Genomic DNA, 23893 nt, shown 5'->3' with positions numbered 1-23893 from the left:
CGGTCCCAGTAAATTCGACCGATGAGGCAGCGACGCGATGATCGATCGCAGCGACCCGCAATGGTACCGTGACGCCATCATCTACCAGATCCACGTCAAGTCGTTCTTCGACTCGAACGACGACGGGATCGGCGATTTCGAAGGGCTGACCCGGCGGCTCGATTACGTCCGCGACCTCGGGGTCACGGCGATCTGGCTGATGCCGTTCTATCCCTCGCCCCTGCGCGACGACGGCTACGACATCGCCGATTACGAGGGCATCAACCCCTCCTACGGGACCATGGAGGACTTCAAGGCCTTCGTGGAGGCGGCGCACGAGCGCGGCCTGCGGGTGATCACCGAGCTCGTGATCAACCACACCAGCGACCAGCATCCCTGGTTCCAGGCGGCCCGCGAGGCGCCCCCCGGCTCGCCCGAGCGCGACTTCTACGTCTGGTCGGATACCGACGAGCCGTACAAGGACACGCGGATCATCTTCCTCGACACCGAGGCCTCGAACTGGACCTGGGACCCGGTCGCCAAGCAGTATTTCTGGCACCGGTTCTACAGCCACCAGCCGGACCTGAACTTCGACAACCCGAAGGTGCTGGAAGCGGTCATTGCGACGATGCGCTACTGGCTCGACATGGGCGTCGACGGCCTGCGGCTCGACGCGATCCCCTACCTGATCGAGCGCGACGGCACGAACTGCGAGAACCTCCGGGAGACCCACGACGTCATCAAGGCGATCCGGGCCGCGCTCGATGCCAGCTATCCCGACCGGATGCTGCTGGCCGAGGCCAACCAGTGGCCGGAGGAGACCGCGCAGTATTTCGGCGACGGCGACGAATGCCACATGGCGTTCCACTTCCCGCTGATGCCGCGGATGTACATGGCGATCGCCCGGGAGGACCGGCACCCGATCACCGACATCATGCGCCAGACCCCGGAAATCCCCGAGGGCTGCCAGTGGGCGATCTTCCTGCGCAACCACGACGAGCTGACCCTCGAGATGGTGACGGCGGAAGAGCGCGACTACCTCTGGTCGTTCTACGCCGCCGAGCGGCGCGCCCGGATCAATCTCGGCATCCGCCGCCGCCTCGCGCCGCTGCTCGAGAACGACCGGCGCAAGATCGAGCTGATGAAGTCCCTCGTCCTGTCGATGCCCGGCACGCCGGTGCTGTATTACGGCGACGAGATCGGCATGGGCGACAACATCTATCTCGGCGACCGCGACGGCGTGCGCACGCCGATGCAATGGACCCCGGACCGCAACGGCGGCTTCTCCCGGGCGAACCCGCAGCGGCTGTTCCTGCCGGCGATCCAGGACCCGATCTACGGCTTCGACGCGATCAACGTCGAGGCGCAGACCCAGTCGCAGACCAGCCTGCTGAACTGGACCCGGCGGATGATCGCGATCCGCAACAACAGCGTCGCGCTCGGGCGCGGCACGATCCAGTTCCTGTATCCCTCGAACCGCAAGGTCCTGGCCTGGATCCGCGAGCACGAGGACGAGCGGATCCTGTGCGTCGCCAACCTGTCGCGGGCGCCGCAGGCGGTGCAGCTCGACCTGTCGGAGCTGCGCACCGCGGTGCCGATCGAGCTGACCGGCGGCACCGAGTTCCCGCCGATCGGCGACCTGCCCTACCTGCTGACCCTGCCGTCCTACGGCTTCTACTGGTTCTCCTTAAGCGCGGCCCGCTCGGGCGCGATCGGCCCGCAGCAGGAGCAGCCCGAGCTGTTCACCCTGGTGCTGACCGGCGGCATCGAGAGCCTGATGTCGGGTCGCGAGCGCGTCGCCTTCGAGCGCACCGTGGTGCCGCCGTTCCTATCGAGCCGGCGCTGGTTCGGCGCCAAGGGCTCGCGGATCCGGTCCGTGAAGGTGATCGACTGCGCCGCCCTCAAGGACGGGGACGGCAGCGCGCGCTTCCTGCTGCCGCGGCTGCAGGTGCAGCTCGCCAACGGCGAGAGCCACGAATACTTCATGCCCGTGGGCGTGGAGGAGGGCCGGGAGGACGAGACGCTCCTGCCCTTCGCGGTGGCGCGGGTGCGCCGCGGCCCGCGGACCGGCCTGCTCTACGGGGCGGCCGGCTCCAACGACTTCGCCGCCTGCCTGATCGAGGACATGCGCCGGGGCACCGAATTGCCCACGGAGAGCGGGCGGCTGGTCTTTTCCACCACCTCGGCCTTCGATGACGGCGTCACGGTCGACACCGCCGACATCCGCCGGCTCTCGGCCGAGCAGAGCAACACCTCGATCGCCATCGGCTCGAAGATGATGCTCAAGCTGCTGCGCCGCCTGCAGCCGGGCACGCATCCCGAGATCGAGGTCGGGCGCTTCCTCACCGAGACCGCGGGCTTCGCCAACACCCCGGCGCTGCTCGGCACCCTGGAGCACGTCGCCGAGGACGGCACCCGCACGGCCCTCGCGGTCCTGCAGAAATTCGTCCTCAACCAGGGCGACGCCTGGACCCTGATGCTCGAGGGCCTGCGCCGGGACTTCGAGACCGTGGTGCTCACCCCCGAGAGCGAGGCCGCCAGCCCCGAGGAGGCGTTCCAGGCCCATGGCCCCTGGGCGGACCTGCTCGGCCGGCGCACCGCCGAGATGCACGCCGCCTTCGCCATGGAGACGGACGACCCGGCCTTCGCGGCCGAGCCCTTCGCCGAGGACGACCTGGCGGTGCTCGCCCGGGATGCGCGCCACCAGGCCGAGCGGGCCTTCCGGGCGCTGAAGGGTCTCGCCGAGCGCGGCCTGGATGCCGGCAAGCCCGCCTGCACGGCGCTGATGCAGCGGCGCGCCGAGGTCGAGGCGCTGATCGAGCAGCTCAGCGCCGAGCCGCCGCGTGGGGCCCACAAGATCCGGATCCACGGCGATTATCACCTCGGTCAGGTGCTGGTCTCCGAGAGCGACCTGATCATCGTCGACTTCGAGGGCGAGCCCTCGCGCCCGGCCGACGAGCGGCGGGCGAAGTCGATGCCGCTGCGCGACGTCGCCGGCCTGATGCGCTCCTTCGCGTACGGGGCCGAGACGGTGGTTCGCGAGATCGCCATCCGGTTCGGTGATTCCGAGGAGCGGGCGCGGGACGCCGCCACGGCGTGGCGCGGCATGATCGAGGCGGCGTTCCTGGCCGGCTACGAGGCGGCCGTGGCGGGGACGCGGGCGGCCGTGACCGACCCGGACACGCGGGCGCGGCTGCTGCGCCTCTGCCTGCTGACCAAGGCGCTCTACGAAGTCGATTACGAGGCCAACAACCGGCCGGACTGGATCGAAATCCCCGCACGGGGGGTTCTCACCATTCTGGACACGGACGGACACGAGCCCGGGGAAACCGAATGACGGCGATCGACGAGACCTTCGCACCGCGGATCGACCCGGAAGCGGCGAGCGCGCGGAACGCGGATGTCCCGCATTCCGGAGCCACCTCGGCGCCGCCGAGCGTCCATCCGGACGCGATCGCGGCGCTGATGAGCGCCAACCACGGCGACCCGTTCTCGGTGCTCGGCCCCCACCGGGTCGGCCCGGACCTGTGGGAGGTCCGCGCCGTCCTGCCCGAGGCCCGCGCCGCCGCCCTGGTGATGAGCGACCGCACCGTGCCGTTCGAGAAGCGGCATCCGGACGGGTTCTACGTCGCCCGGGTCGAGGGCGAGGGCCGGCCGCTCTACGAGATCGAGGTCGAGTTCTGGGACGGGACCAAGACGCGGCGCTACGACCCCTACGGCTTCGGCTCCTCGATCGAGCAGTACGATGTCGCGACCCTGCGCGAGGTCGGCACCAACCTGGTCTACCGGATGCTCGGCGCCCAGTCGGGCCAGCTCGACGGCATCGACGGCTTCCGCTTCGCCGTGTGGGCGCCCAATGCCCGCAAGGTCAGCGTGGTCGGCGACTTCAACGACTGGGACGGACGGCGCCACCCGATGCGCCTGTGGCAGGATGGCGGGATCTGGGAATTGTTCGTGCCCGGCCTCAAGGCCGGCGTCTGCTACAAGTTCGAGATCCGCGGCCCCGACGGCGCCCTGATCCCGCTCAAGGCCGACCCGGTCGCCTTCGCGGCGCAGCACCCGCCGGAGACCGCCTCGATCACCCACGGCACGGGTGAGTTCGCCTGGCGCGATTCCGGCTGGATGAAGACCCGGGGCGCCAAGGACCCGCGCCACGCCGCGATCTCGATCTACGAGGTCCATCTCGGCTCCTGGGCGCGGGTGCCCGAGGAGGGCAACCGCTACCTCACCTACAAGGAGCTGGGCGAAAGGCTGATCCCCTACGTCAAGGATATGGGCTTCACCCATATCGAGATGCTGCCGATCACCGAGTTCCCGTTCGACGGGTCCTGGGGCTACCAACCGGTCTCGCTGTTCGCGCCGACCAGCCGCTTCGGCACGCCTGAGGATTTCGCCGCCTTCGTGGACGCCGCCCACGAGGCCGGCATCGGCATCCTGCTCGACTGGGTGCCCGGCCACTTCCCGCTCGACGCCCACGGGCTTGGCCTGTTCGACGGCACGCATCTCTACGAGCATGCCGACCCGCGCCAGGGCTTCCACCAGGATTGGGGCACCTACATCTACAATTTCGGCCGGACCGAGGTCGCGACCTTCCTGGCCGCCAATGCCCGGTTCTGGCTGGAGCACTACCACCTCGACGGCCTGCGGGTGGATGCCGTGGCGTCGATGCTCTACCTCGACTATTCGCGCCGGCAGGGCGAGTGGATCCCGAACCGCTACGGCGGCAACGAGAACCTCGACGCCATCGACTTCCTGCGCAAGACCAACGAGGCGACCTACAGCCACGCCCCGGGCACGATCACGGTGGCCGAGGAATCGACCTCCTGGCCGGGGGTCTCGCACCCGACCTACACGGGCGGCCTCGGCTTCGGCTTCAAGTGGAACATGGGCTGGATGCACGACACGTTGAAATACGTGTCGGAGGATCCGATCCACCGCCGCTACCACCACCACAACCTGACCTTCGGGCTGCTCTACGCCTTCTCGGAGAATTTCATCCTGCCGCTCTCCCACGACGAGGTCGTGCACGGGAAGGGCTCGCTGCTCGGCAAGATGCCGGGCGACCGCTGGCAGAAATTCGCGAACCTGCGCGCCTATTTCGGCTTCATGTGGGGCCATCCCGGCAAGAAGCTGCTGTTCATGGGCGGCGAGTTCGGCCAGGAGCGGGAGTGGAACCACGACAACAGCCTGGACTGGCACCTGCTCGACGATCCCCTGCACAAGGGCGTCAAGGACGTGGTCCGGGACCTCAACCGGCTCTACGTCTCGACCCCGGCCCTCTACGCGCGGGACGTCGAGCATACCGGGTTCCAGTGGCTGGTGGCCGACGACCAGGACAACAGCGTCATCGCCTGGGCCCGCAAGGGCGCCAATCCCGGCGAGGTCGCGATCGTGGTGTCGAACTTCACCCCGATCCCCCGGGAGGGCTACCGGGTCGGCGTGCCGGAGGCGGGCTTCTACCGCGAGGCGTTCAACTCGGACGCGGCGGTCTATGGCGGCTCGAATCTCGGCAACAACGGCGGCCGCCACACCGACGGGGAGGCGAGCCACGGCCAGGCCCAGTCCCTGTCGCTGACCCTGCCGCCGCTGGCCACGATGATCTTCGTGCTGGAGCGATAGAGACTCGTCCCCGAAGGTCACGGATTCGAAAGGTCCGTGACCTTTTGCGGGTCCAGGGCAGAGCCCTGGTGTCTCGGGGGCTTCCCAGCCCCCGACACCGACACCGACACCCCGCCAAAGGGCTAAGCCCTTCGGAAACCCGGCCTTACGCCGCGCGCCAGCGCAGCGCCGGGCTGTTGCCCATGGCGCGGGCGTAGAGGCCGGCATAGCTGTCGGCGGCCTGGTCCCAGCCGAACCGGGCGGCCATGGCGCGCCGGCGCATGGCGTTGAGGCGCTTCTTCTGGCCGAACGCCTCGAAGGCCCGGCGGACCGCCGACCCGAAGGCCGAGGCCGAGGCCTCCGCGAAGGTGAAGCCGGTCACCCCGTCCTCGACCGTGTCGGCCAGCCCCCCGGTGCGGTGCACGATCGGCAGGGAGCCGAAGCGCTGGGCGTACATCTGGGCGAGCCCGCACGGCTCGAACCGCGAGGGCATCAGCAGGAAGTCGCTGCCGGCGAACATCCGCCTGGCCTGGGCCTCCTCGAATCCGACATGGACGCCGACCGCGTCGGGGTGGCGCTTGGCCAGGCCGCGCAAAGCCTGCTCGAACCGGCCCTCGCCCTGGCCGATCACCACGAGCTGGCCGCCCTCAGCGACGATCGCCTCGGCCGCCTGCAGGCTCAGGTCGATGCCCTTCTGGTGCACCAGGCGCGAGACGATGGCGAAGAGCGGCCCGCGCGAGACCGCGAGCCCGAATTGCTGGCGCACCGCCTCGGCATTGGCGCGCTTGCCCTTCCAGTCGTCGACCTCGAACCGGGTGGCGAGGTGCTGGTCGGTGCTCGGGTCCCAGCTCTCGTCGATGCCGTTGAGGATGCCGGCGAGCCGGCCCTGGCCGGCGCGGGTGCGCAGCAGCCCGTCGAGCCCGCAGCCCATCTCGGGCGTCTGGATCTCGCGGGCATAGGTCTCGCTCACCGTGGTGACCTGCGAGGCGTAGAAGATGCCGGCCTTGAGGAAGGAGAGCTGGCCGTAGAACTCGGCGCCGTCGACCTGGAAGGCCGAATCCGGCACGCCGAGGCGGCCCAGGCTGTCGCGGGGGAAGAGGCCCTGATAGGCGAGGTTGTGGATGGTCAGCACGCTCGGGATGCGCCGGCCGCGCCAGGCCAGGTAGGCCGGGGCGAGGGCTGCCTGCCAGTCGTTGAGGTGCAGCAGGTCGGCCGCCCAGTCGGAATCGGCGCCGGCGGCGATCTCCGCGGCCGCGAGGCTCAGGCGGGCGAAGCGCAGGTCGTTGTCGCCGAAATCGCCGTGGGCGTCGCCGTAGGGCGTGCCGTCGCGCTCGTAGAGCTCGGGCGCCAGCAGGACGTAGATGCGCAATCCGTCGGCGGCCTCGACCAGGCCGAGGTCGCAGGGCGGGACGCCCGCGAAGCCCTCGAGCCGGGCGACCACCGGAATCTCCGGGAAGGCGGCCCGGACCTGGCGGTAGCCGGGGATCAGGACCCGGATGTCGTAATGCGGCACCAGGGCCCGGGGCAGGGCGGCCGAGACCTCGCCGAGGCCGCCGGTCTTCACGAAATCGGCCATCTCCGGGGTGGCGTAGAGGATGCGGCGGCGCAGCGAGGCCGGCCAGGCCGGGTTGGTGAACTGCGCTGCGGCACCGCCGCTCTCGCCGAAGGACTCGTCGGCGAGCGAACCACCGCGAAGCGCGTCGTGCATGGGCATCGATCCTGGCCGGGCGGGATGCCCCGGTCGGGCAGAGGATCGGGCAGACACGGCTGTCACGGCCTCAACCATGTCCAATGCTCCTTCGTCGCAACAGTTCCGCTGCGACGCACAAAATAGGCCAGGGACAGCCTTAAGCATCGGTTACAGATTCGGCCACAGCTTGATGACTGCGCTGCACTGCGACAAGAGATGGCAGGGGAGGGCCGGGCCCTCAGGCCCGGCGCAGGATCACCCCCTCGGCGGGTGCGAGGGCGAGGGGCGCCCGGATCCGCTCGCCCGCCCGACCGGCGAGCGTCGAGAGCAGCACGACCCAATTGCCCTCGGGCAGCGGCAGGCTCTGAGGGGCATCGCCGAAGTTCAGGATCACCCGCAGGCTCTCCCCGTCGGCGCTGCGCTCGTAGGCGAACACGTCCGCGGCTTCGACCGGCAGCCCCCGGTAGTCGCCGACCGCGAGCGCCGCCTGGTCGCGCCGCAGCGCCAGGAGCCGCCGGTGCAGGGTCAGCATCGAACCGGGATCCGAGCGCTGGCTCTCGACGTTGCGGGTCGCCCAATCCTCGGAGAGGGGCAGCCACGGCTCCGCGGTGGAGAAGCCGGCCTGCGGAGACTCGTCCCACTGCATCGGCGTGCGTTCCGGGTCGCGGCCGTGGCCGGGCTCGTTGCGCTCCCAGGGGTCCTGGGCGCGCCCCGGGGGGATCGGGACGTGGCCGAGGCCGATCTCGTCGCCGTAATAGAGGGTCGGGGTGCCGCGTAAGGTGAGCAGCAGCATCGCGGCGATGCGCGCCTGGGCCTCGCCGACCCGGGCGGCGATCCGCGGCTGGTCGTGGTTGCCCAGCACCCAGTTCGGCCAGCCGCCCTCGGGCAACGCCGCCTCGTAATTGGCCACGAGGTCGGCGACCGCGTCGGCCCGCCACGGGGTCTGGATCAGCTGGAAGTTGAAGGGCAGGTCGGCGCCGGTGAGGTCCGGGCCGTAATAGGCCACCAGCCGCTCGATCGGCAGGTAGATCTCCCCGATCAGCACCCGCTCGCCGTACTGGCGCAGCACCGCCCGCATCCCGGCGATCACGTCGAACACCTCCGGGCGGTCGGCGGAATAGACCTGGGTGAAGCGGTTGATCTCGGGCGTGCCCGGCGCGTAGTCGGGATTGGCCGGGTTGTCGCGGAATCCGGCATCCTTCATCAGGTGCCAGATCACGTCGACCCGGAACCCGTCGACGCCGCGCTCCAGCCAGAAGCGCAGGGCGTCGTGCATCGCGGCCCGCACGGCGGGGTTGCGCCAGTTCAGGTCCGGCTGCTCGGCCAGGAAGGCGTGGTAATAGTACTGGCCGGAGGCCGCATCGAGCGTCCAGGCCGGGCCGCCGAAATTCGACACCCAGTTGTTCGGCGGACCGCCCCCCGGGGCCGGGTCGCGCCAGATGTACCAGTCCCGCTTCGGGCTCGACCGCGACGACCGGCTCTCCGCGAACCACGGATGCGCGATCGAGGAATGGTTGGGCACGAAGTCGAGGATCACCTTGAGCTTGCGCCGATGGGCCTCGGCGATCAGCGCGTCGAAATCGGCGAGCGTGCCGAATAACGGGTCGATGCCGCAGTAATCGGCCACGTCGTAGCCGAAATCCGCCATGGGCGAGGGGTAGACCGGCGAGATCCACACGGCGTCGACCCCGAGCCAGGCGAGGTAGTCCAGCCGCGCCGTGATGCCCGGCAGGTCGCCGACCCCGTCGCCGTTCGTGTCCTGGAACGAGCGGGGATAGACCTGGTAGACGGTCCCACGCTTCCACCAGACGGTCTCGGTCATGCTGCCCCTCGCGAATCCCCGGGTGCAGGGTTAACCGCTGAGCCGCGCGCTGGCGACGGCTCAGATGCGCGCGATGCGGGCTGGCCGGGCCGGCCGTTGTGTCTAGAATGTCACGTAGTCGCGCCATATCTCTGGCCGCGTAGTCGCGCACCCCGGTCGGGGCGGCGCTGCCACGACTTCGCCCGGAAGCCGGCCGCACAGTCGCGGCTTCGGGGCTCGGATGTCCGCCCGTTCACGCGGTGGCAATCCATCAAAAGAGATAATCCGCCCACGATACCCCTGGCGCTAGCATCCAGGGAGCCGACTTTGGGGGACCTGCACGTGCTGAACGACGTTCTCACTCCGCCCGCCCCGCGGGACGCCTCGCGCGACGACAGCGCTTCCCAGATCCCGGCCCCCGCCGCCTGGACCGCGCCGCTCCTGTCCCAGACCGGCGATTCCGTGGTCGACCTGCGGGAATCGATCCGCGCCAAGCTCAGCTTCGCGCTGGGCCGGACGCCCGAGAACGCCCGTCCGCGCGACTGGTTCGCCGCCACCGCGCTGGCCCTGCGCGAGCGGATCGTGGCGGCCTGCATGGCCTCCGAGAAGGCCGTGCCGAACAAGCGGGTCTACTACCTCTCGCTCGAATTCCTGATCGGCCGGCTGATGTCGGACGCGATGAACAACCTCGGCCTCACCGAGACGACCCGGGCGGCGCTCCGGGAGCTCGGGGTCGATCTCGACGCCGTGCAGGATGCCGAGCCCGACGCGGCGCTCGGCAATGGCGGGCTCGGGCGGCTCGCCGCCTGCTTCATGGACAGCATGGCCAGCATCGGCATCCCGGCGATCGGCTACGGCATCCGGTACGACCACGGCCTGTTCCGCCAATCCTTCGAGGACGGCTGGCAGCGCGAGGCGCCGGAGACCTGGCTCGCGGAGGGCAACCCCTGGGAGTTCGTCCGGCCCGACGCGACCTACAGGATCGGCTTCGGCGGCACCGTCACCCTGTCCTCGCCCGGCGAGGGCGTGATCCGCCGCCACTGGCAGCCGGCCGAGACCGTCCAGGCGGTCGCCCACGACATCCCGGTGGTCGGCTGGCGCGGGCGCCACGTCAACCGGCTGCGCCTGTGGAAGGCGGAGGCCGGCGAGCCCGTCGACCTCGCCCGCTTCAACGGCGGCGACCATGTCGGCGCGGTCGCGGCGCGCATGCGCGCCGAGGCGATCTCGCGGGTGCTCTACCCGAGCGATTCCTCGGCCGACGGCCAGGAGCTGCGCCTGCGCCAGGAATACTTCTTCACCTCGGCCTCGCTTCAGGACCTCATCGCCCGCCACGTCACGGAGCGCGGCGACGTGCGGTCCCTGCCGGACCACGCGGCGATCCAGCTCAACGACACCCACCCGGCGATCGCGGTGCCGGAGCTGATGCGCATCCTGATGGAGGACCACGACCTCTCCTGGGAGGATGCGTGGCACGTCACCACCAACACGCTGAACTACACCAACCACACCCTGCTGCCCGAGGCGCTGGAGACCTGGCCGGTGGAGCTGATGGAGCGGCTGCTGCCGCGCCACATGCAGATCATCTACCTGATCAACTGGATGCATCTCGAGGAGCAGGCCAAGCACGGCCGCCAGGACGCCGCCCACCAGGACGCCGCCTACCTGGCCTCGATCTCGCTGATCGACGAGGCCCATGGCCGCCGGGTGCGGATGGGGCACCTCGCCTTCCACGGCTCCCGCCGGGTCAACGGCGTCTCGGCGCTGCACACCGACCTGATGCGGTCCACGGTGTTCGCGCCGCTGCACGCCCTGGATCCGGACAAGATCGTCAACAAGACCAACGGCATCACCTTCCGGCGCTGGCTCCACAACGCCAATCCGGGCCTCACCCGGCTCGCCGTGGAGACGGTGGGCGCGGGCGTTCTCGACGATCCCGAGCTGCTCCGGGGCCTCGAGGCCCATGCCGAGGATCCCGCCTTCGTGGCGCGCTACGCCGCCGTGCGCCGGCAGCGCAAGGAGGCGCTCGCCAAGCTCGTGGCCGAGCGCACCGGCACCGACATCGACCCGGACGCGCTGTTCGACGTCCAGGTCAAGCGCATCCACGAATACAAGCGCCAGCTGCTCAACGTCGTCGAGACGGTGGCGCTCTACCAGGCGATCAAGGCCGAGCCGCACCGGGACTGGACGCCCCGGGTGAAGATCTTCGCCGGCAAGGCGGCGCCGAGCTACGTGCGGGCCAAGCTGATCATCAAGCTCGCCTGCGACGTGGCCAAGGCGGTGAACGACGATCCGGACATCGCCGGCCGGCTGAAGGTGGTGTTCCTGCCGAACTACTCGGTGAGCCTGGCGGAGGCGATCATCCCGGCCGCCGACCTGTCGGAACAGATCTCCACCGCCGGCATGGAGGCGTCGGGCACCGGCAACATGAAGTTCGCCCTCAACGGCGCGCTCACGGTCGGCACGCTGGACGGGGCCAATATCGAGATCCGCGACCATGTCGGGGCGGACAACATCTTCATCTTCGGCCTCGACGCGGCCGGGGTGCAGGCGCGCGAGGCCGAGCCGGGCTACGCCGCGACGGCGATCCAGGCCTCGCCGCGGCTGGCGGCCGCCCTCGACATGATCGCCTCCGGGCGGTTCTCGCCGGAGGAGCCGGGCCGGTTCCGGCCGCTCACCGACGACCTGCGCCAGCGCGACCAGTACCTGCTCACCGCCGATTTCGACGATTACTGGCGGGTGCAGCGCTCCATCGACGCCGCCTGGCGCGACCCGCGCGGCTGGTGGGCCAAGGCGATCCGCAACACCGCCCGGATGGCGTGGTTCTCGTCCGACCGGTCGATGCGCGAATACGCCGAGGAGATCTGGCGCGTCCGCCTGAGCTGACGTCCCGGCCTTATCGGGCTTCGCCCGCAGTCGGGGGCCTGCCCCGACACCCCGCCGAAGGGCCTCAGGCCCTTCGGAAACCCTTCAGCCGGCGCCAGAGCCGGTGGCGGAGCAGCGCGACGCGCTCGGCGAGCCCGAGCCGGCGCCGGACGAAGATGTGCGACACCCGCCCGAGCCGCGCGCCCCGGTCCGGCTCGCCCTTGCGCAGGGCGATGTCCGGCAGCGCGGCCTCCTGCGTGATCGTCAGGGACCGCGCGGCCGGGAACACGGCGCTGCGGTAGACCGAGCGCGTGTAATACGAGACTTCGTCGTAGGCGGTGATCGCGCGGGTCCGCCCGCGCGCCGGATCCCGGATCGTCAGCGTGCCCGCCCGCGGCCCGTAGGTCACGAGCAGGCCGATCACGTGGCGCGGGCGCCCGAGCGGGATCTCGACGCTCGCGCCCTCGGGAATCTCCAGGAAGTGCAGCGGGATGCCGTTGCGGCGCAGGTCGAACCCGCATTCCAGGCCGGGGAGGGTGCGCAGGGGCAGCGAGTCGAACCGGACCGGCAAGCCCCGGAACCGGTCGAGATAGGCGCGGCCCGGGGGCGGCGCCCGCATCAGGGCGTAGACCAGCGTGCCGTAGAGCTCGGCCCCGGCCGGGGCGACATGGGTCCCGTCCTTCAGCAGGTAGGTGATGTCGCCCGCCCCCGCTTCGGACACCGGGGCGGCGATATCGAGATACGGGATGCCGTAGAGGGCGCGGTACGCGCCGAGCAGGCCGGCGACGGGCTCGGCCGCGTAATCGACCCCGCCCTGGTGGAGGTTGAGGAAGGCCACCGGCAGGTTCCGGCGCGCCGTCGCCGCCAGGATGTCGTCCAGATAGGCCCGCATCGTCGCGCCGTCGAAGTAGCGGACGTTGCCGGTGAACAGCTCCAGCAGGACGTGGTCGCAGGGGATCGCGTCGAGGATCTCGTCGATCAGGCAGGCGATCGCGGGCAGGGAATGCCCGCCCCAGCCGCTGCGCAGGAAGGTGACCGGCCGCCCCTCGGCCGCGGCGAGGGCGTTGGCCCGCTCGACATAGCCCGGCAGCTCCGTGACGCTGTAGCCGAGGCAGAGCACGCGGAGCATCGGGGAATCCGCTCGGCCGGGCGCCGGGACTGCGGGGTTCAGTCGAGCACGATCGGGTAGCAGCGCGCGCCCACGGAGGCGGCGAGCACCTGCACGGCGCCGACCGTGGCGATGTCGCCGGCCACGTGGACGACGTCGGTGGCGCGCAGGCTCGGCAGGTGGGCGGTGAGCGGCCCGGACCGCACGTCCGGCGGACGCTGGCGGCCGCGATCGGCGCAGAGCACGATCCGGCCGACGCCGGTGCAGCGCAGCCAGTCCAGGCTCTCGCGCATGTAGAGGTCGAGGGCGTCGCGGGCGCCCACCGCCAGGGCCATCTCGCGGGCGGGCTCGATATAGCGGGCCGCCCGGGCGATCGCCCAGATCGGGCCGAAGCCGGCCCCGGCCGCCACCAGCACGAGGCGCCCGCCGCCGGGCCGGTACTGGCCGCGGCCGACGGGGCCCTTCAGGCGCACCGGCTGGTCGAGGCGGATCGCGTCGACCGGGCCGCCCTCGGGATCGCGGGGGATGTGGAACACCGCCTCGTTGATCTCGGCCGAGCCGTCGATCCGCAGGGTCGGGGACAGGGTCATCGCGGGCAGGCCCGCGAAGGTGACGAGGGCCTGGTGGCCCGGTTCGAGGTTCGGGCGCCGGGTCAGGGTGGCCACCACCTCGACGATGCCGGGGCAGAGCCGGCGGATCTCCGAGACGGTGCCCTTGCGGATCGCCACCGGCGGGGGCGGGGCCTCCTCCTGGCCCTGGATCGGGGCGCCGGGCAGGCTCGGCCGCAGGGCCTCGGCCCGGGCGCGACGGGCCGGCGGGCGGCGGCTCGACGGCGCGGCGCTGCCCTGGCCGGCGAGCTGGTTGGCGAGCTGCGCCTGGACGGGCGCGATCATGCCTTCGGCGAGCGCCGCCTCGAGTGGCGTGTCGCCGGTCGAGACGCGCACCGACCGGCCGTTGACGACGAGCGAGCAGCGCGCGCCCATGGCCGTACCCCGCTTGGTCTGGAGAGGGATCACCGGGCGCGGATCAGCAGCGTGTCGACCAGGGACGCCCAGCGCTCGCGGGTCGCCCGGACGTCGTCGCTCGCCGCGGATTCGGTCAGGAGCTGGCGCTGTGCCCGCAGGGCCTCGACCTCCTGCCGCTGGGCCCGGAGCACCGCCTTCATCACCTGCAGCTCGGTCTCGAGCCGGGCGATCTCGTCGGCCTCGTCCGATTCCGCGAGCAGGTCGTCCTGGGGGACGCTGGGACCGCGGGCCTCCTGGCCGGGCAGGGGCAGCCGCGTCCGGGCCTGCTGCTCCAGCCGGACCGGCCGGGCGATCAGACGACGCACGAGATCCGAGCTGCCCGCCTGCTGGTAACGCCTCGCCGCCTCGGCCATCCGCCATCCCCTTCACGGGCGCCGGAGGGCCCGCCTGTCAACAGGAGCTTGCGCGGACATGGTTAAGGGGGGCTTAAACCGATCGGCGGCATTCGAGGGTATTCAGGCGGCCTCCGCCGCCGCGCCCTTCATCAACCCGGCCACCAGCGTGTAGGTCTCGGTCCAGGCCTCGCGGACCTCGGGGGTGAAGTCGGGGCCGAGGCCCTGTTCCAGGGTCCAGAGCAGCGCGGCGCCGACCGGGGCGTAATGGGCGGCCTGCGTGCCGTAGGCCACGTGCTTGCGCCCGAGTTCCTGGATCGCCGGGGCCACGGTCTCCGGGTGGCCGAGATTGGCCACGGCCAGGCCCAGCATGGCCATCAGTTTCTTCTTCTGCTCGGCCATGTCGTCGGGGAAGAGCGGGCGGACCTCCGGGGCGATCTCGAACAGGCGCCCGTAGAACAGGTCGGCCGCCGTCCCGGCGATCGGCCGCACCTTCGCGAAACTGTCCTGGACGAGCCGGACCTGATCGGGCGTCATCGCATCCCCTGCCGAAAGACCTGTCCCCCGGCGGGGTTATAGCCCGGCTCGGACCGGGTGAAACCTGTATCAGGCGGCTTCGGGCGCGGCGCCGACGATCTGGCGGGCCTGGAGCATGGTCATCGGCTCGCCGAAGGCGGGGCCAAGGGCGTATTCGCAGCCGAGGCCGGCCAGCGCCTGGGCGTCGCTCTCGGATTCGCAGCCCTCCGCCACGATGGCAAGGTTCAACTCGCTCGCCATCCGGACGATCGAGCGCAGGATGGCGGTCTGGCCGGTGCCGATCTGGCGCACGAAGGTGGCGTCGACCTTGATCGTGTCGAACGGGAAGCGCTGGAGGTAGGACAGGGCCGAGTAGCCGGTGCCGAAATCCGACAGGCACAGGCCGGCCCCGAGGTCGTGGATCCGGGCCAGCATCTGGGCGGCGTATTCCGGGTTCTCCATCACCAGGCTCTCGCTGAATTCCAGCTTGAGCGAGCCGGGCAGGGCCCCGGAGCGGGCCAGCACGGTCTTCACGTCGTGCAGCAGGTCGTGGCGCAGGAGCTGGCGCGAGGACAGGTTGCAGGCCGCGAAGATCGGCGGCTCGACCTCGAGGGAGCGCTGCCAGGCGGCGAGTTCCAGGGCGGTGCGCTCGAGGGCGAAGATGCCGAGATTGACCACGAAGCCGCTCTCCTCGGCGAGCGGCATGAAGGTCGAGGCCGGGATCCGACCGAGCTTCGGATGGTCCCAGCGCAAGACGGTCTCGAACCCCGCCACAGTGCGGTCCTCAAGGCGGACCACCGGCAGGAACAGCACCCGGAGTTCGTTGCGCTCGATCGCCTTGCGCAGGTCGCTCTCCAGCATCAGCCGGTCGGAGCGGTCGGTGCGCATATGGGCGCGGAACACCTCGATGCGGTCGCCGCCGTTGCGCTTGGCCTGGATCATGGCGATCTCGGCGCTCTTGAACACCTCGTCGCGCTTCAGGTTGGCGCCGGCCTCGTAGAGGGCGAGCCCGATCGAGACCGTGAGGAAGATCTCCCGGTCGGCATAGGTGATCGGCGTGGCGATGGCGCGCCGGATCATCTCGGCAAAGGCCAGGATCCGGTCGGGGTCGCGCTCGGACAGCAGGATCACGGCGAATTCGTCGCTGGAGATCCGGGCCAGGCTGTCCTGCGGCCGCAGCAGGCGGCCGAGCCGGCGGGACAGGGTCAGCAGGATCGAATCGCCCGCCGAGAGGCCGATGGCGTCGTTGATGCCTTTGAACCGGTCGACATCGAGCACGATCACGGTGGGCCGGAGGCGCTGGTCCTGGCCCGCGAAGGCCAGAGCCGCGTCGAGGCGGTCGCCGAACAGCTCGCGGTTGGGCAGGCCGGTCAGGCTGTCATGCACGGCGTCGTGGAGCAGGCGCTCCTCGGCGGTCTTGATCTCGGTGACGTCCGCGATGGTGCCGACCACGCGGATCACCTCGCCGTCGGCGCCGATGACCGGCCGCGCCTTCAGCCGGTACCAGAAATAGGTGCCGGCGGCCGAGCGCAGGCGGAAATCGTGGACGATGCGCCCGCGCCGCTCCTCGATCACCGTGTCGAGGGCCGCCGAGTAGCGCTCCACGTCGAACGGGTGGAGCGTGCCGAGCCAGTTCGTCGCCGGGCCCTCCAGGGTGCCCCGGGGCAGGCCGAGCTGGGCCTCGATCTCGGGGCCGGCGAAGACCCGGTCGGCGGGCACGTCCCAGTCGAACACCACGTCGCCCGCGCCGGTGAGCGCCAGGGCCCGCCGCTCGGTGTCCGAGACCAGGGCGTGGCTGAGACCGCCGCCCGCGAAGGCGTGCTGGAGAACCGTGAAGCCGATCAGCATCACGATCAGCACGAGGCCGCCGATCAGGGCCGGCTGCACAAGGTCGCTGCCGATCTGGCCGGTCACCGCGAAGCCGGCGGCCGTGACCCAGACCACCAGCAGCAGCCAGGTCGGCACCAGCAGGATGGCGCGGTCGTAGCCGTTATGGGCGGCGAGGTAGACGATCAGCAGAAGGCCGATCCCGGCCACGGCCGCGATGGAGATGCGCGCCACCCCGGCCGCCACGGGCGGGTCGAACACCGCCAGGCCGACGAGGCCCGCCAGGAAGGCGAGCCAGAAGAACGCCACGTGGCTGTAGCGCACGTGCCAGCGGGCGAGGTTCAGGTAGGCGAACAGGAACACCAGCAGCGTCGCCCCGAGCACCGCCTCGGCGGAGGCCCGGTAGACCCGCTCGGCGAGCTCGGTGACGGGAAAGACCCGCTGCAGGAAGCCGAAATCGATGCAGGCATAGGCCAGCACCGACCAGGCCAGAGCCGCGGCGGCCGGGAAGATGATCGCCCCCTTGACCACGAACACGATGGTCAGGAACAGGGCCAGCAGCCCGCTGATGCCGATGATGATGCCCTTGTACAGGGTCAGGCCGGCGGTCTTGCGGCGATAGGCGTCCTGATCCCACAGGTGCAGCTGCGGCACGTTGGGGCCGCGCAGCTCGGCGACGTAGGTGACGGTCGTGCCGGGATCCAGCGTGATGGTGAACTGGTCGGCTTCCGGGTTCTCGTCGCGCTCCGGGCGGATGCCCTGGCTCGCCGTGATGGCGGCGATCCGCGAGCCGCCGAGATCGGGCCAGATCACCCCGGAATCCACCAGCCGGAAATGCGGCGCCACCAGGATGCGGTCGATCTGCTCGTCGGTGTCGTTGGTGAGCGCGAACACGATCCAGTCGGGCCGGGCGCCGGCATCGCGCGCCTTCACGACGATGCGGCGGACGATGCCGTCCTTGCCCGGCGCCGTCGAGATCTGGATCAGGTCCCCGTCCGAGCGGTAGCGCTCGATCGCGGTGGTCAGGTCGATCACCGGCGCGTCGAGGGTGACGCGCACCGCCTCGACGGCCAGGGCCGGAGCGCTCGCCGAGACGGCCAGCGACAGGGCACCGACCAGGGTCAGGAGGAGGGCGAGGATGCGCAAGGGTGTCTTGAGTTCCGGCCGTGCGAGCTTCGGCATCGGCCACCCGGGCGGCCGCGATCGATAGGACGGCCCCGATCCCGGGGCAGCCGCCCCGGTCCGGATCCGGACCCCGCGGATCGCGCCCCTTTGCGGCCAAATCAAGTTGGGTGCGCGGGGGCGGCGCCCGGCCGGGGCGGGTTTGCGGTGGATTTCACAGCCTCGTCCCGGAAGGCGGCGTCCGGCTTTCGGAAAAGAGGCTGCCCCATCAAAGGCCTGGCGCGTCGCCCCGGCTTCGGCACCCGGAACGCGGCCCTAGGCTGCGCCGAGGGCGGCGGCGATCCGGTCGAGGGTGGGCAGCTTGCGGATCGGGCCGATCGCCGCCAGCGTCGGCGCGCCCTTCAGCATGTCGGCCGCGACGGCCCGCACATCCGCCACCGTGACGGCGTCGACCTTGTCGATCACCTCCCCGGCGGGAATGACCCGGCCCCAGGCCAGGATCTGGCGGGCGTTGCGCTCGATGCGCCCACCGGGCGTCTCCAGCGCCGAGAGCAGGGACACCTTCAGCTGCGCCTTGGCCCGGGCGATCTCGGGCTCGGCGAGGTCGCGGGCGGCCCGGGCCGTGGCCCCCAGCGTCACGTCGACCAGCTCGGGCAGGTCCGCCCCGGCGGTCCCGGCGCCGATGCCGAACAGGCCGCAATCGGAGAACGGCCAGTGGAAGGCCTGGATCTCGTAGGCGAGGCCGCGGGTCTCGCGCACCTCCTGCCACAGCCGCGAGGTCAGGCCGCCGCCGAGCACCTGGGCGAACATGTGCAGCGCGTAGTAGCGCTCGTCCCGGAACGACAGGCCGGGCAGGCCGATCACGACGTTGGCCTGTTCGAGCTTGCGCGGCATCCGCCGCTCGCCGCCGCCGTAGAGCCCCGCTACCGCCGCGGGCGCTACTGTCGCGGGCAGGGCGCCGAAATGGCGTTCGGCGGCCGCGACGATCGCCTCGTGGGCGACCGCGCCGGCCCCGGCGACGACGATGCGGTCCGGCGTGTATTCCCGGGCGAGATAGGCGCGGATGCCGGCCTCGTCGAAGCTCCGGATCGTCTCGGGCCGCCCGAGGATCGGCCGGCCGACCGGCTGGTCCGGGAAGGCGGCTTCCGTGAAGGCGTCGTAGACCACGTCGTCGGGGGTGTCCTCGACGGCGGCGTATTCCTGCAGGATCACGCCCTTCTCGCGGGCGAGCTCGCCGGCATCGAACACCGAATCGGTGAGGATGTCGCCGATCACGTCGAGGGCGAGGCCGGCATCCTCGCCGAGCACCCGGGCGGTGTAGCTCGTCCCCTCCGTGGAGGTGGCGGCGTTGATCTCGCCGCCAACATTCTCGATCTCCTCGGCGATCTTCTGGGCCGTGCGCGTGCGGGTGCCCTTGAACGCCATGTGCTCGATGAGGTGGGACAGGCCGGCCTCGTCCGCCCGCTCGTTGCGCGAGCCGGCGCCGACCCAGACGCCGAGGCTGGCGGTCGCCACCCCGGGCATCGGCTCGGTGACCACCGTGACACCGTTCGCGAGCCGCGTGGTGCGCAGGTCCGGGGAAGCGGCGTGCGTGGAGAAATGCTGGTTCATCGCGGGCTCAGGCACCCTTCGTGATGCGGGCGCGCTCGCGGATCAGCCGCTCCACCGCGGCTTGGTCGTTGGCCACCGGGGTCATGCGCTCGGGCCGGTCCATGAGGTCGGCAAGGTGCGGCGGCAGGGCCGGGCGCAGGCCACCCGTGGCCTTGGCGACCGCGTCCGGGAATTTCGCGGGGTGCGCGGTGGCGAGGGCGACGACAGGGGTGGCCGGATCCTTCTCCAGCAGCCGGCGGCCGGCTCGCACCCCGATGGCGCTGTGGGGATCAAGCACGATCCCGGTGGCGGCCTGGGTCAGGGCGATCTCCTCCATCACGTCGCTCTCGGGCACGGCGACGGCATCGAACTCGGAGCGGACCGTGGCCAGGACGTCCGGGCTCAGGGAGAAGCCGCCGGATTGCTTCAGCCCGGCCATCAGCCGCGACAGGGCCGAGGCGTCGCGGCCGAGCGCCTCGAACAGAAGCCGCTCAAAATTCGAAGAAATCTGGATGTCCATGGAGGGCGAGGTCGTGGGCACGACGCCGCGCAGCTCGTAGGCGCCGTGCTCCAGGGTGCGCACCAGGATGTCGTTGGCGTTGGTGCCGATCATCAGCCGCTCGATCGGCAGGCCCATCCGCTTGGCGACCCAGCCGGCGAGCACGTCGCCGAAATTGCCGGTCGGCACCGCGAAGGAGACCGGCCGGTGGGGCGCGCCGAGCGCCACCGCGCTGGTGAAATAGTAGACCGCCTGCGCCGCGACCCGGGCCCAGTTGATCGAGTTGACCCCGGACAGGCGCACCGCATCGGCGAATTCGGCGTGCTGGAACAGGGCTTTGACGAGGTTCTGGCAATCGTCGAAGGTGCCGTCCACCGCCAGCGCGTGGACGTTCTGGGCCGGCACCGAGGTCATCTGCCGCCGCTGGACCTCGGAGACCCGCCCGTGCGGGTAGAGGATGAAGATGTCGACCCGGTCGAGGCCGCCGAAGGCCTCGACGGCGGCCGAGCCGGTATCGCCCGAGGTCGCGCCCACGATGGTGGCGCGGGTGTCGCGCTTGGCGAGGACATGGTCCATCAGCCGCCCGAGCAGCTGCATCGCCACGTCCTTGAAGGCGAGCGTCGGCCCGTGGAAGAGCTCCAGCAGGAACAGGTTGTCGTCGAGCTGGGTGAGCGGGCAGACCGCCGGGTGCCGGAAGGTGGCGTAGGATTCGTCGATCATCCGGTCGAGGTCCGGACCGGCGATCTCGCCATCCATCAGCGGCCGCAGCACGCGCTTGGCGGCCTCCGCGTAGGGCTTGCCGGCCAGCGCGGCGATCTCCGCCGGGCCGATCTGCGGCCAGGTCTGCGGCACGTAGAGTCCGCCGTCGCGGGCGAGGCCTGCGAGGAGCGCATCCGAGAACGAGAGCGGCGCGGCCTCGCCGCGGGTCGAGACGTGGAGCACAGGGGCCTCCGGGAGGAAGGCGCCCCCTCTACACGATGCGGGCGGACCTGTCGAAAGCCCGGCGCGGCCGAGGGGGGTCCGCGGTTTAACCGGGCCTGAACGGGCCGGTTCAGGACCGGTTGCGCCGCCACGCCTAGAACCGGATCACCCCCGAGGAACCCCGGCCCGACCGGCCGGTGCCGCGGGGGCGGCCCGACCCCGCCTGCGGGGTGCCTTCGGAAAGAGAGCCGACATGATTCGAACCCGTGCCGTTCGACCCCTCGCCCTGGCCGGCGCCGCAGCGCTGCTGCTCGGCACCGCGGCGATCGCCCAGACCCCGCCGCCCGGCGGCCCGCGGCCGGGTCCCGAGGCCGGCGCCCCGCCGCCTCCGCCCCCGGGCGGTCCCCGGCGCGGTCCCGGTCCGGACGGGCCGCCCCCGCCGCCCCCCGGCGGTCCCCAGCGCGGCCCGGGCCCCGACGGTCCGCCGCCGCCGCCTCCGCCGCCGAAGGGCGCGCATTTCCGCCTCGAGCGGGGCGACACCCGGATCGACGTGAAATGCGCCGACGAGGACTCGATGAAGGCCTGTGCCGACATCACCCTGCAGCTCGTCGACAAGCTCGGGACGCTGCGGCCCGCCGACGCCCGATAGCGCCTCGCCACGCCGGCGGGGCTCGGAAACGACCCCGCCAATGCCGGCACCCACCACAGGATCACCACCATGACCGATACGAGAACCGATTCGCATGAAGCCGCCGGCACCGTCTGGGCCGTGTTCGGGCACCGGTTCGCCCTCGACGGGGCAGGGGGGCGGATCCTGGCGGATCTCGGCCCGAAGGGCGCCGCGGGCATAACCCTGGCGGTCGGCGACCGGGTCGCGCTGCGGGGCGCGAAAAAGCCCTGCGCAATCAAGGTCACCCGCCTCACCCTGGCGGACGGCTCGACCCGCACGATCGACTGGCCCGAGAAGGAGAAGCACGCCCATCCGCCGGCCGATCCCGCCCGGGCGATCCGGGCCGCGGAGGCGGCGGGCTACACGGTCGCCGGCGTGCCGGAGCGGAAGCCCAAGCATTTCGAGCTTCCGGCCGCGAAGGACGGCGTGCGCCACACGGTCCACGTCGCGCTCGACGGGACGATCCGGAAGGCCGTGGCCCTCGCCGCGTAAGCCGGTGGAAGCCGCGAGCGCCGGTCAGGCGCTCGTGCCCGGCGCCTTGATCAGGCGGCAGCCGGTGATGCGCCAGGCCCCGTCCGCGTCCCGGGCGAGGCTGTACTCGGCGGTCCAGTCGACGCCGTACTCGTCCTGGATCGCCACCGACTGCACCATTCCCGCCGCCCCGGTATCCCGGCCCTCGCCGAACACGAAGCTGCGGTGGCGGTAGACCGGACGGTACTGGTTGCGGACCATGCCGATGAACAAGTCGGCGTTCGGAAACAGCTCCTGGATCGCCGGGGCCGCCTGGGCATAGGCGGTCGGCGCGTCGTCGCGCCCGAGCGCCTCGACCTGCTTGGCGATCACCGCCCGGGCCGCCGCCCGGGCGCCGTCATCGGCCAGGGCCGGCCCCGCGAGGCCGAGGATCAGCAGGAGGGCGAGCCACGCGCGCATCGACGGTCACTCCGATCAAGCGCCTCCCACGAGACACCTGAGCCGACGGATCATCTAGATGGATGCGGCCGGTCGGCAAGCACTGCGCGTGCGAGATGTGCAGGCGTCGCGCTTCGGTTGTGCAAGTCGCTGGAAAGAGTGGCATTTTCCGCCCCGAACCCGCGCGCGGGTTTGATTCTCCGCCCGGGTTTTGCGAGCGTCCCGGCGACCGACTCAGTCCTGCGGGACTCGGTCGCAGGGGGCAGAGGGCGATGACGCAGAGCCAGGCAGACGCGGAGGGCCGCCCCGGGGCGGTCCCGGCCAAGGACGTTGCTCCCATGAGCGTCGGGGTGTTCATCCCGATCGGCAACAACGGCTGGCTGCTGTCGGAGAACGCCCCGCAATACCGGCCGAGCTTCGCGCTCAACAAGCAGATCACCCTGAAGGCGGAAGCGCACGGGCTCGATTTCGCCCTGTCGATGATCAAGCTGCGCGGCTTCGGCGGCAAGACCGAGTTCTGGGACCACAACCTCGAATCGTTCACCCTGATGGCGGGGCTCGCCGCGGTGACCACCCGGATCAAGCTGTTCGCCACCGCGGCGACCCTGTGCATGCCGCCCGCGATCGTCGCCCGCATGGCCGCGACCATCGATTCGATCTCGGACGGGCGCTTCGGCCTGAACCTCGTTACCGGCTGGCAGAAGCCGGAATACGACCAGATGGGCCTGTGGCCCGGCGAGGAGTATTTCTTGAAGCGGTACGACTACTTGTCGGAATATGCTCAGATTCTACGCGAGCTGTGGGAGACGGGGGCCAGCGACCTCAAGGGCACGTTCTTCCAGATGAACGATTGCCGCCTGAGCCCCCGGCCGCAGGCGCCGATGAAGATCATCTGCGCCGGCCAGAGCGGCGCCGGCATGGCCTTCACGGCGCAATATGCCGACTACAATTTCTGCCTGGGCAAGGGGGTCAACACCCCCACCGCCTTCGCGCCCGTGGTGGAGCGGCTGGCGGAGGCCAGGGCCAAGACCGGTCGGCACGTGACCGCCTTCGCGCTGTTCATGATCATCGCCGACGAGACCGACGCCGCCGCGATGGCGACCTGGGAGCATTACAAGGCGGGGGCCGATGCCGAGGCGATCGCCTGGCTCGGGATCCAGGGCGCGGCCGACACCAAGTCCGGCAGCGACACGAACGTCCGCCAGCTCGCCGACCCGACCTCGGCGGTGAACCTCAACATGGGCACCCTGGTGGGCAGCTACGCCCACGTGGCCGAGATGCTCGACGCGATCATGACGATCGACGGGGTGGAGGGCGTGCTGCTGGTGTTCGACGACTTCCTCAAAGGGCTCGACGCCTTCGGGACCCGGATCCAGCCGCTGATGCAATCCCGCCGGCACGTCGTGCCGACACCGCTCGCCGAGGTCGCGTGATGAGAGAAGTC

At 70.9% G+C, this 23893-nt stretch carries 16 protein-coding genes; 6 read left to right on the top strand and 10 right to left on the bottom strand.

All coding sequences use genetic code 11. From position 1 onward, the window contains the following. Positions 1–37: 37 nt before the first annotated feature. Both treS and glgB read left to right on the top strand, forming a co-directional pair. A complete protein-coding gene (gene treS, locus LGR69_RS20980; RefSeq protein WP_007558743.1) occupies positions 38–3316 on the top strand; it encodes a maltose alpha-D-glucosyltransferase in 3279 nt (1092 codons plus the stop codon). After that, the gene (gene glgB / locus LGR69_RS20975; protein ID WP_091864427.1) at positions 3313–5598 is read left to right on the top strand and encodes a 1,4-alpha-glucan branching protein GlgB; all 2286 of its coding nucleotides are present in this window, start codon (positions 3313–3315) and stop codon (positions 5596–5598) included. Before treS ends, glgB begins: the two co-directional genes overlap by 4 nt. A gap of 145 nt (positions 5599–5743) precedes the next feature. Here the strand turns inward: glgB and glgA are convergent, their stop codons facing one another. Both glgA and LGR69_RS20965 read right to left on the bottom strand, forming a co-directional pair. Beyond that, positions 5744–7285 carry a glycogen synthase GlgA gene (gene glgA, locus LGR69_RS20970; protein ID WP_230367238.1) on the bottom strand — a complete coding sequence of 514 codons (1542 nt, stop codon included), beginning with the start codon at positions 7283–7285 and terminating at the stop codon, positions 5744–5746. A gap of 220 nt (positions 7286–7505) precedes the next feature. After that, entirely contained in the window at positions 7506–9089 is a 1584-nt protein-coding gene (locus tag LGR69_RS20965; protein ID WP_230367237.1) for an alpha-amylase family glycosyl hydrolase, read from the bottom strand. Positions 9090–9410: 321 nt separating this feature from the next. Between LGR69_RS20965 and LGR69_RS20960 the strand changes: the two genes are divergently transcribed. Next, entirely contained in the window at positions 9411–11951 is a 2541-nt protein-coding gene (locus LGR69_RS20960; protein ID WP_370881390.1) for a glycogen/starch/alpha-glucan phosphorylase, read from the top strand. A 64-nt stretch (positions 11952–12015) separates the two neighbouring features. Here LGR69_RS20960 and LGR69_RS20955 read toward each other — a convergent pair whose 3' ends face one another. The 7 genes from LGR69_RS20955 to thrC all read right to left on the bottom strand — a co-directional run bounded on the left by LGR69_RS20955 (position 12016) and on the right by thrC (position 20891). After that, positions 12016–13059: an SGNH/GDSL hydrolase family protein gene (locus tag LGR69_RS20955; protein ID WP_230367236.1), complete on the bottom strand. Its 1044-nt coding sequence runs from the start codon at positions 13057–13059 to the stop codon at positions 12016–12018. Between the two features lie 38 nt (positions 13060–13097). Beyond that, complete coding sequence (locus tag LGR69_RS20950) at positions 13098–14021, bottom strand: ferredoxin reductase domain-containing protein (RefSeq protein ID WP_230367285.1); 924 nt, start codon at positions 14019–14021, stop codon at positions 13098–13100. A gap of 29 nt (positions 14022–14050) precedes the next feature. Next, positions 14051–14416, bottom strand: coding sequence for a hypothetical protein (locus LGR69_RS20945; RefSeq protein ID WP_091864422.1), 366 nt, complete (start codon positions 14414–14416; stop codon positions 14051–14053). A gap of 102 nt (positions 14417–14518) precedes the next feature. Continuing rightward, positions 14519–14932, bottom strand: a complete 414-nt coding sequence (locus LGR69_RS20940) for a globin family protein (RefSeq protein WP_007560572.1) — start codon at positions 14930–14932, stop codon at positions 14519–14521. Between the two features lie 69 nt (positions 14933–15001). Next, positions 15002–17920, bottom strand: a complete 2919-nt coding sequence (locus tag LGR69_RS20935; RefSeq protein ID WP_007560570.1) for a sensor domain-containing phosphodiesterase — start codon at positions 17918–17920, stop codon at positions 15002–15004. Positions 17921–18175: 255 nt separating this feature from the next. After that, complete coding sequence (locus LGR69_RS20930) at positions 18176–19471, bottom strand: M16 family metallopeptidase (RefSeq protein ID WP_230367235.1); 1296 nt, start codon at positions 19469–19471, stop codon at positions 18176–18178. Positions 19472–19478: 7 nt separating this feature from the next. Next, positions 19479–20891, bottom strand: a complete 1413-nt coding sequence (thrC, locus tag LGR69_RS20925) for a threonine synthase (protein WP_007560567.1) — start codon at positions 20889–20891, stop codon at positions 19479–19481. Between the two features lie 232 nt (positions 20892–21123). On the opposite strand from thrC, the gene LGR69_RS20920 reads away from it, so the two are divergent. Both LGR69_RS20920 and LGR69_RS20915 read left to right on the top strand, forming a co-directional pair. Next, the gene (locus tag LGR69_RS20920; protein WP_007560564.1) at positions 21124–21519 is read left to right on the top strand and encodes a hypothetical protein; all 396 of its coding nucleotides are present in this window, start codon (positions 21124–21126) and stop codon (positions 21517–21519) included. 69 nt (positions 21520–21588) lie between these two features. Continuing rightward, the gene (locus LGR69_RS20915) at positions 21589–22032 is read left to right on the top strand and encodes a hypothetical protein (protein ID WP_230367234.1); all 444 of its coding nucleotides are present in this window, start codon (positions 21589–21591) and stop codon (positions 22030–22032) included. Between the two features lie 24 nt (positions 22033–22056). Here the strand turns inward: LGR69_RS20915 and LGR69_RS20910 are convergent, their stop codons facing one another. After that, a complete protein-coding gene (locus tag LGR69_RS20910; RefSeq protein ID WP_007560560.1) occupies positions 22057–22470 on the bottom strand; it encodes a DUF4864 domain-containing protein in 414 nt (137 codons plus the stop codon). 317 nt (positions 22471–22787) lie between these two features. On the opposite strand from LGR69_RS20910, the gene rutA reads away from it, so the two are divergent. Continuing rightward, on the top strand, positions 22788–23882 hold the full coding sequence (gene rutA / locus LGR69_RS20905) for a pyrimidine utilization protein A (RefSeq protein ID WP_039902451.1): 1095 nt from the start codon (positions 22788–22790) through the stop codon (positions 23880–23882). Positions 23883–23893 lie beyond the last annotated feature (11 nt).

The organism is Methylobacterium brachiatum, from assembly GCF_020523825.1.
GTDB lineage: Bacteria > Pseudomonadota > Alphaproteobacteria > Rhizobiales > Beijerinckiaceae > Methylobacterium > Methylobacterium brachiatum.
This window is presented reverse-complemented; position numbering and strand designations above follow the sequence as displayed.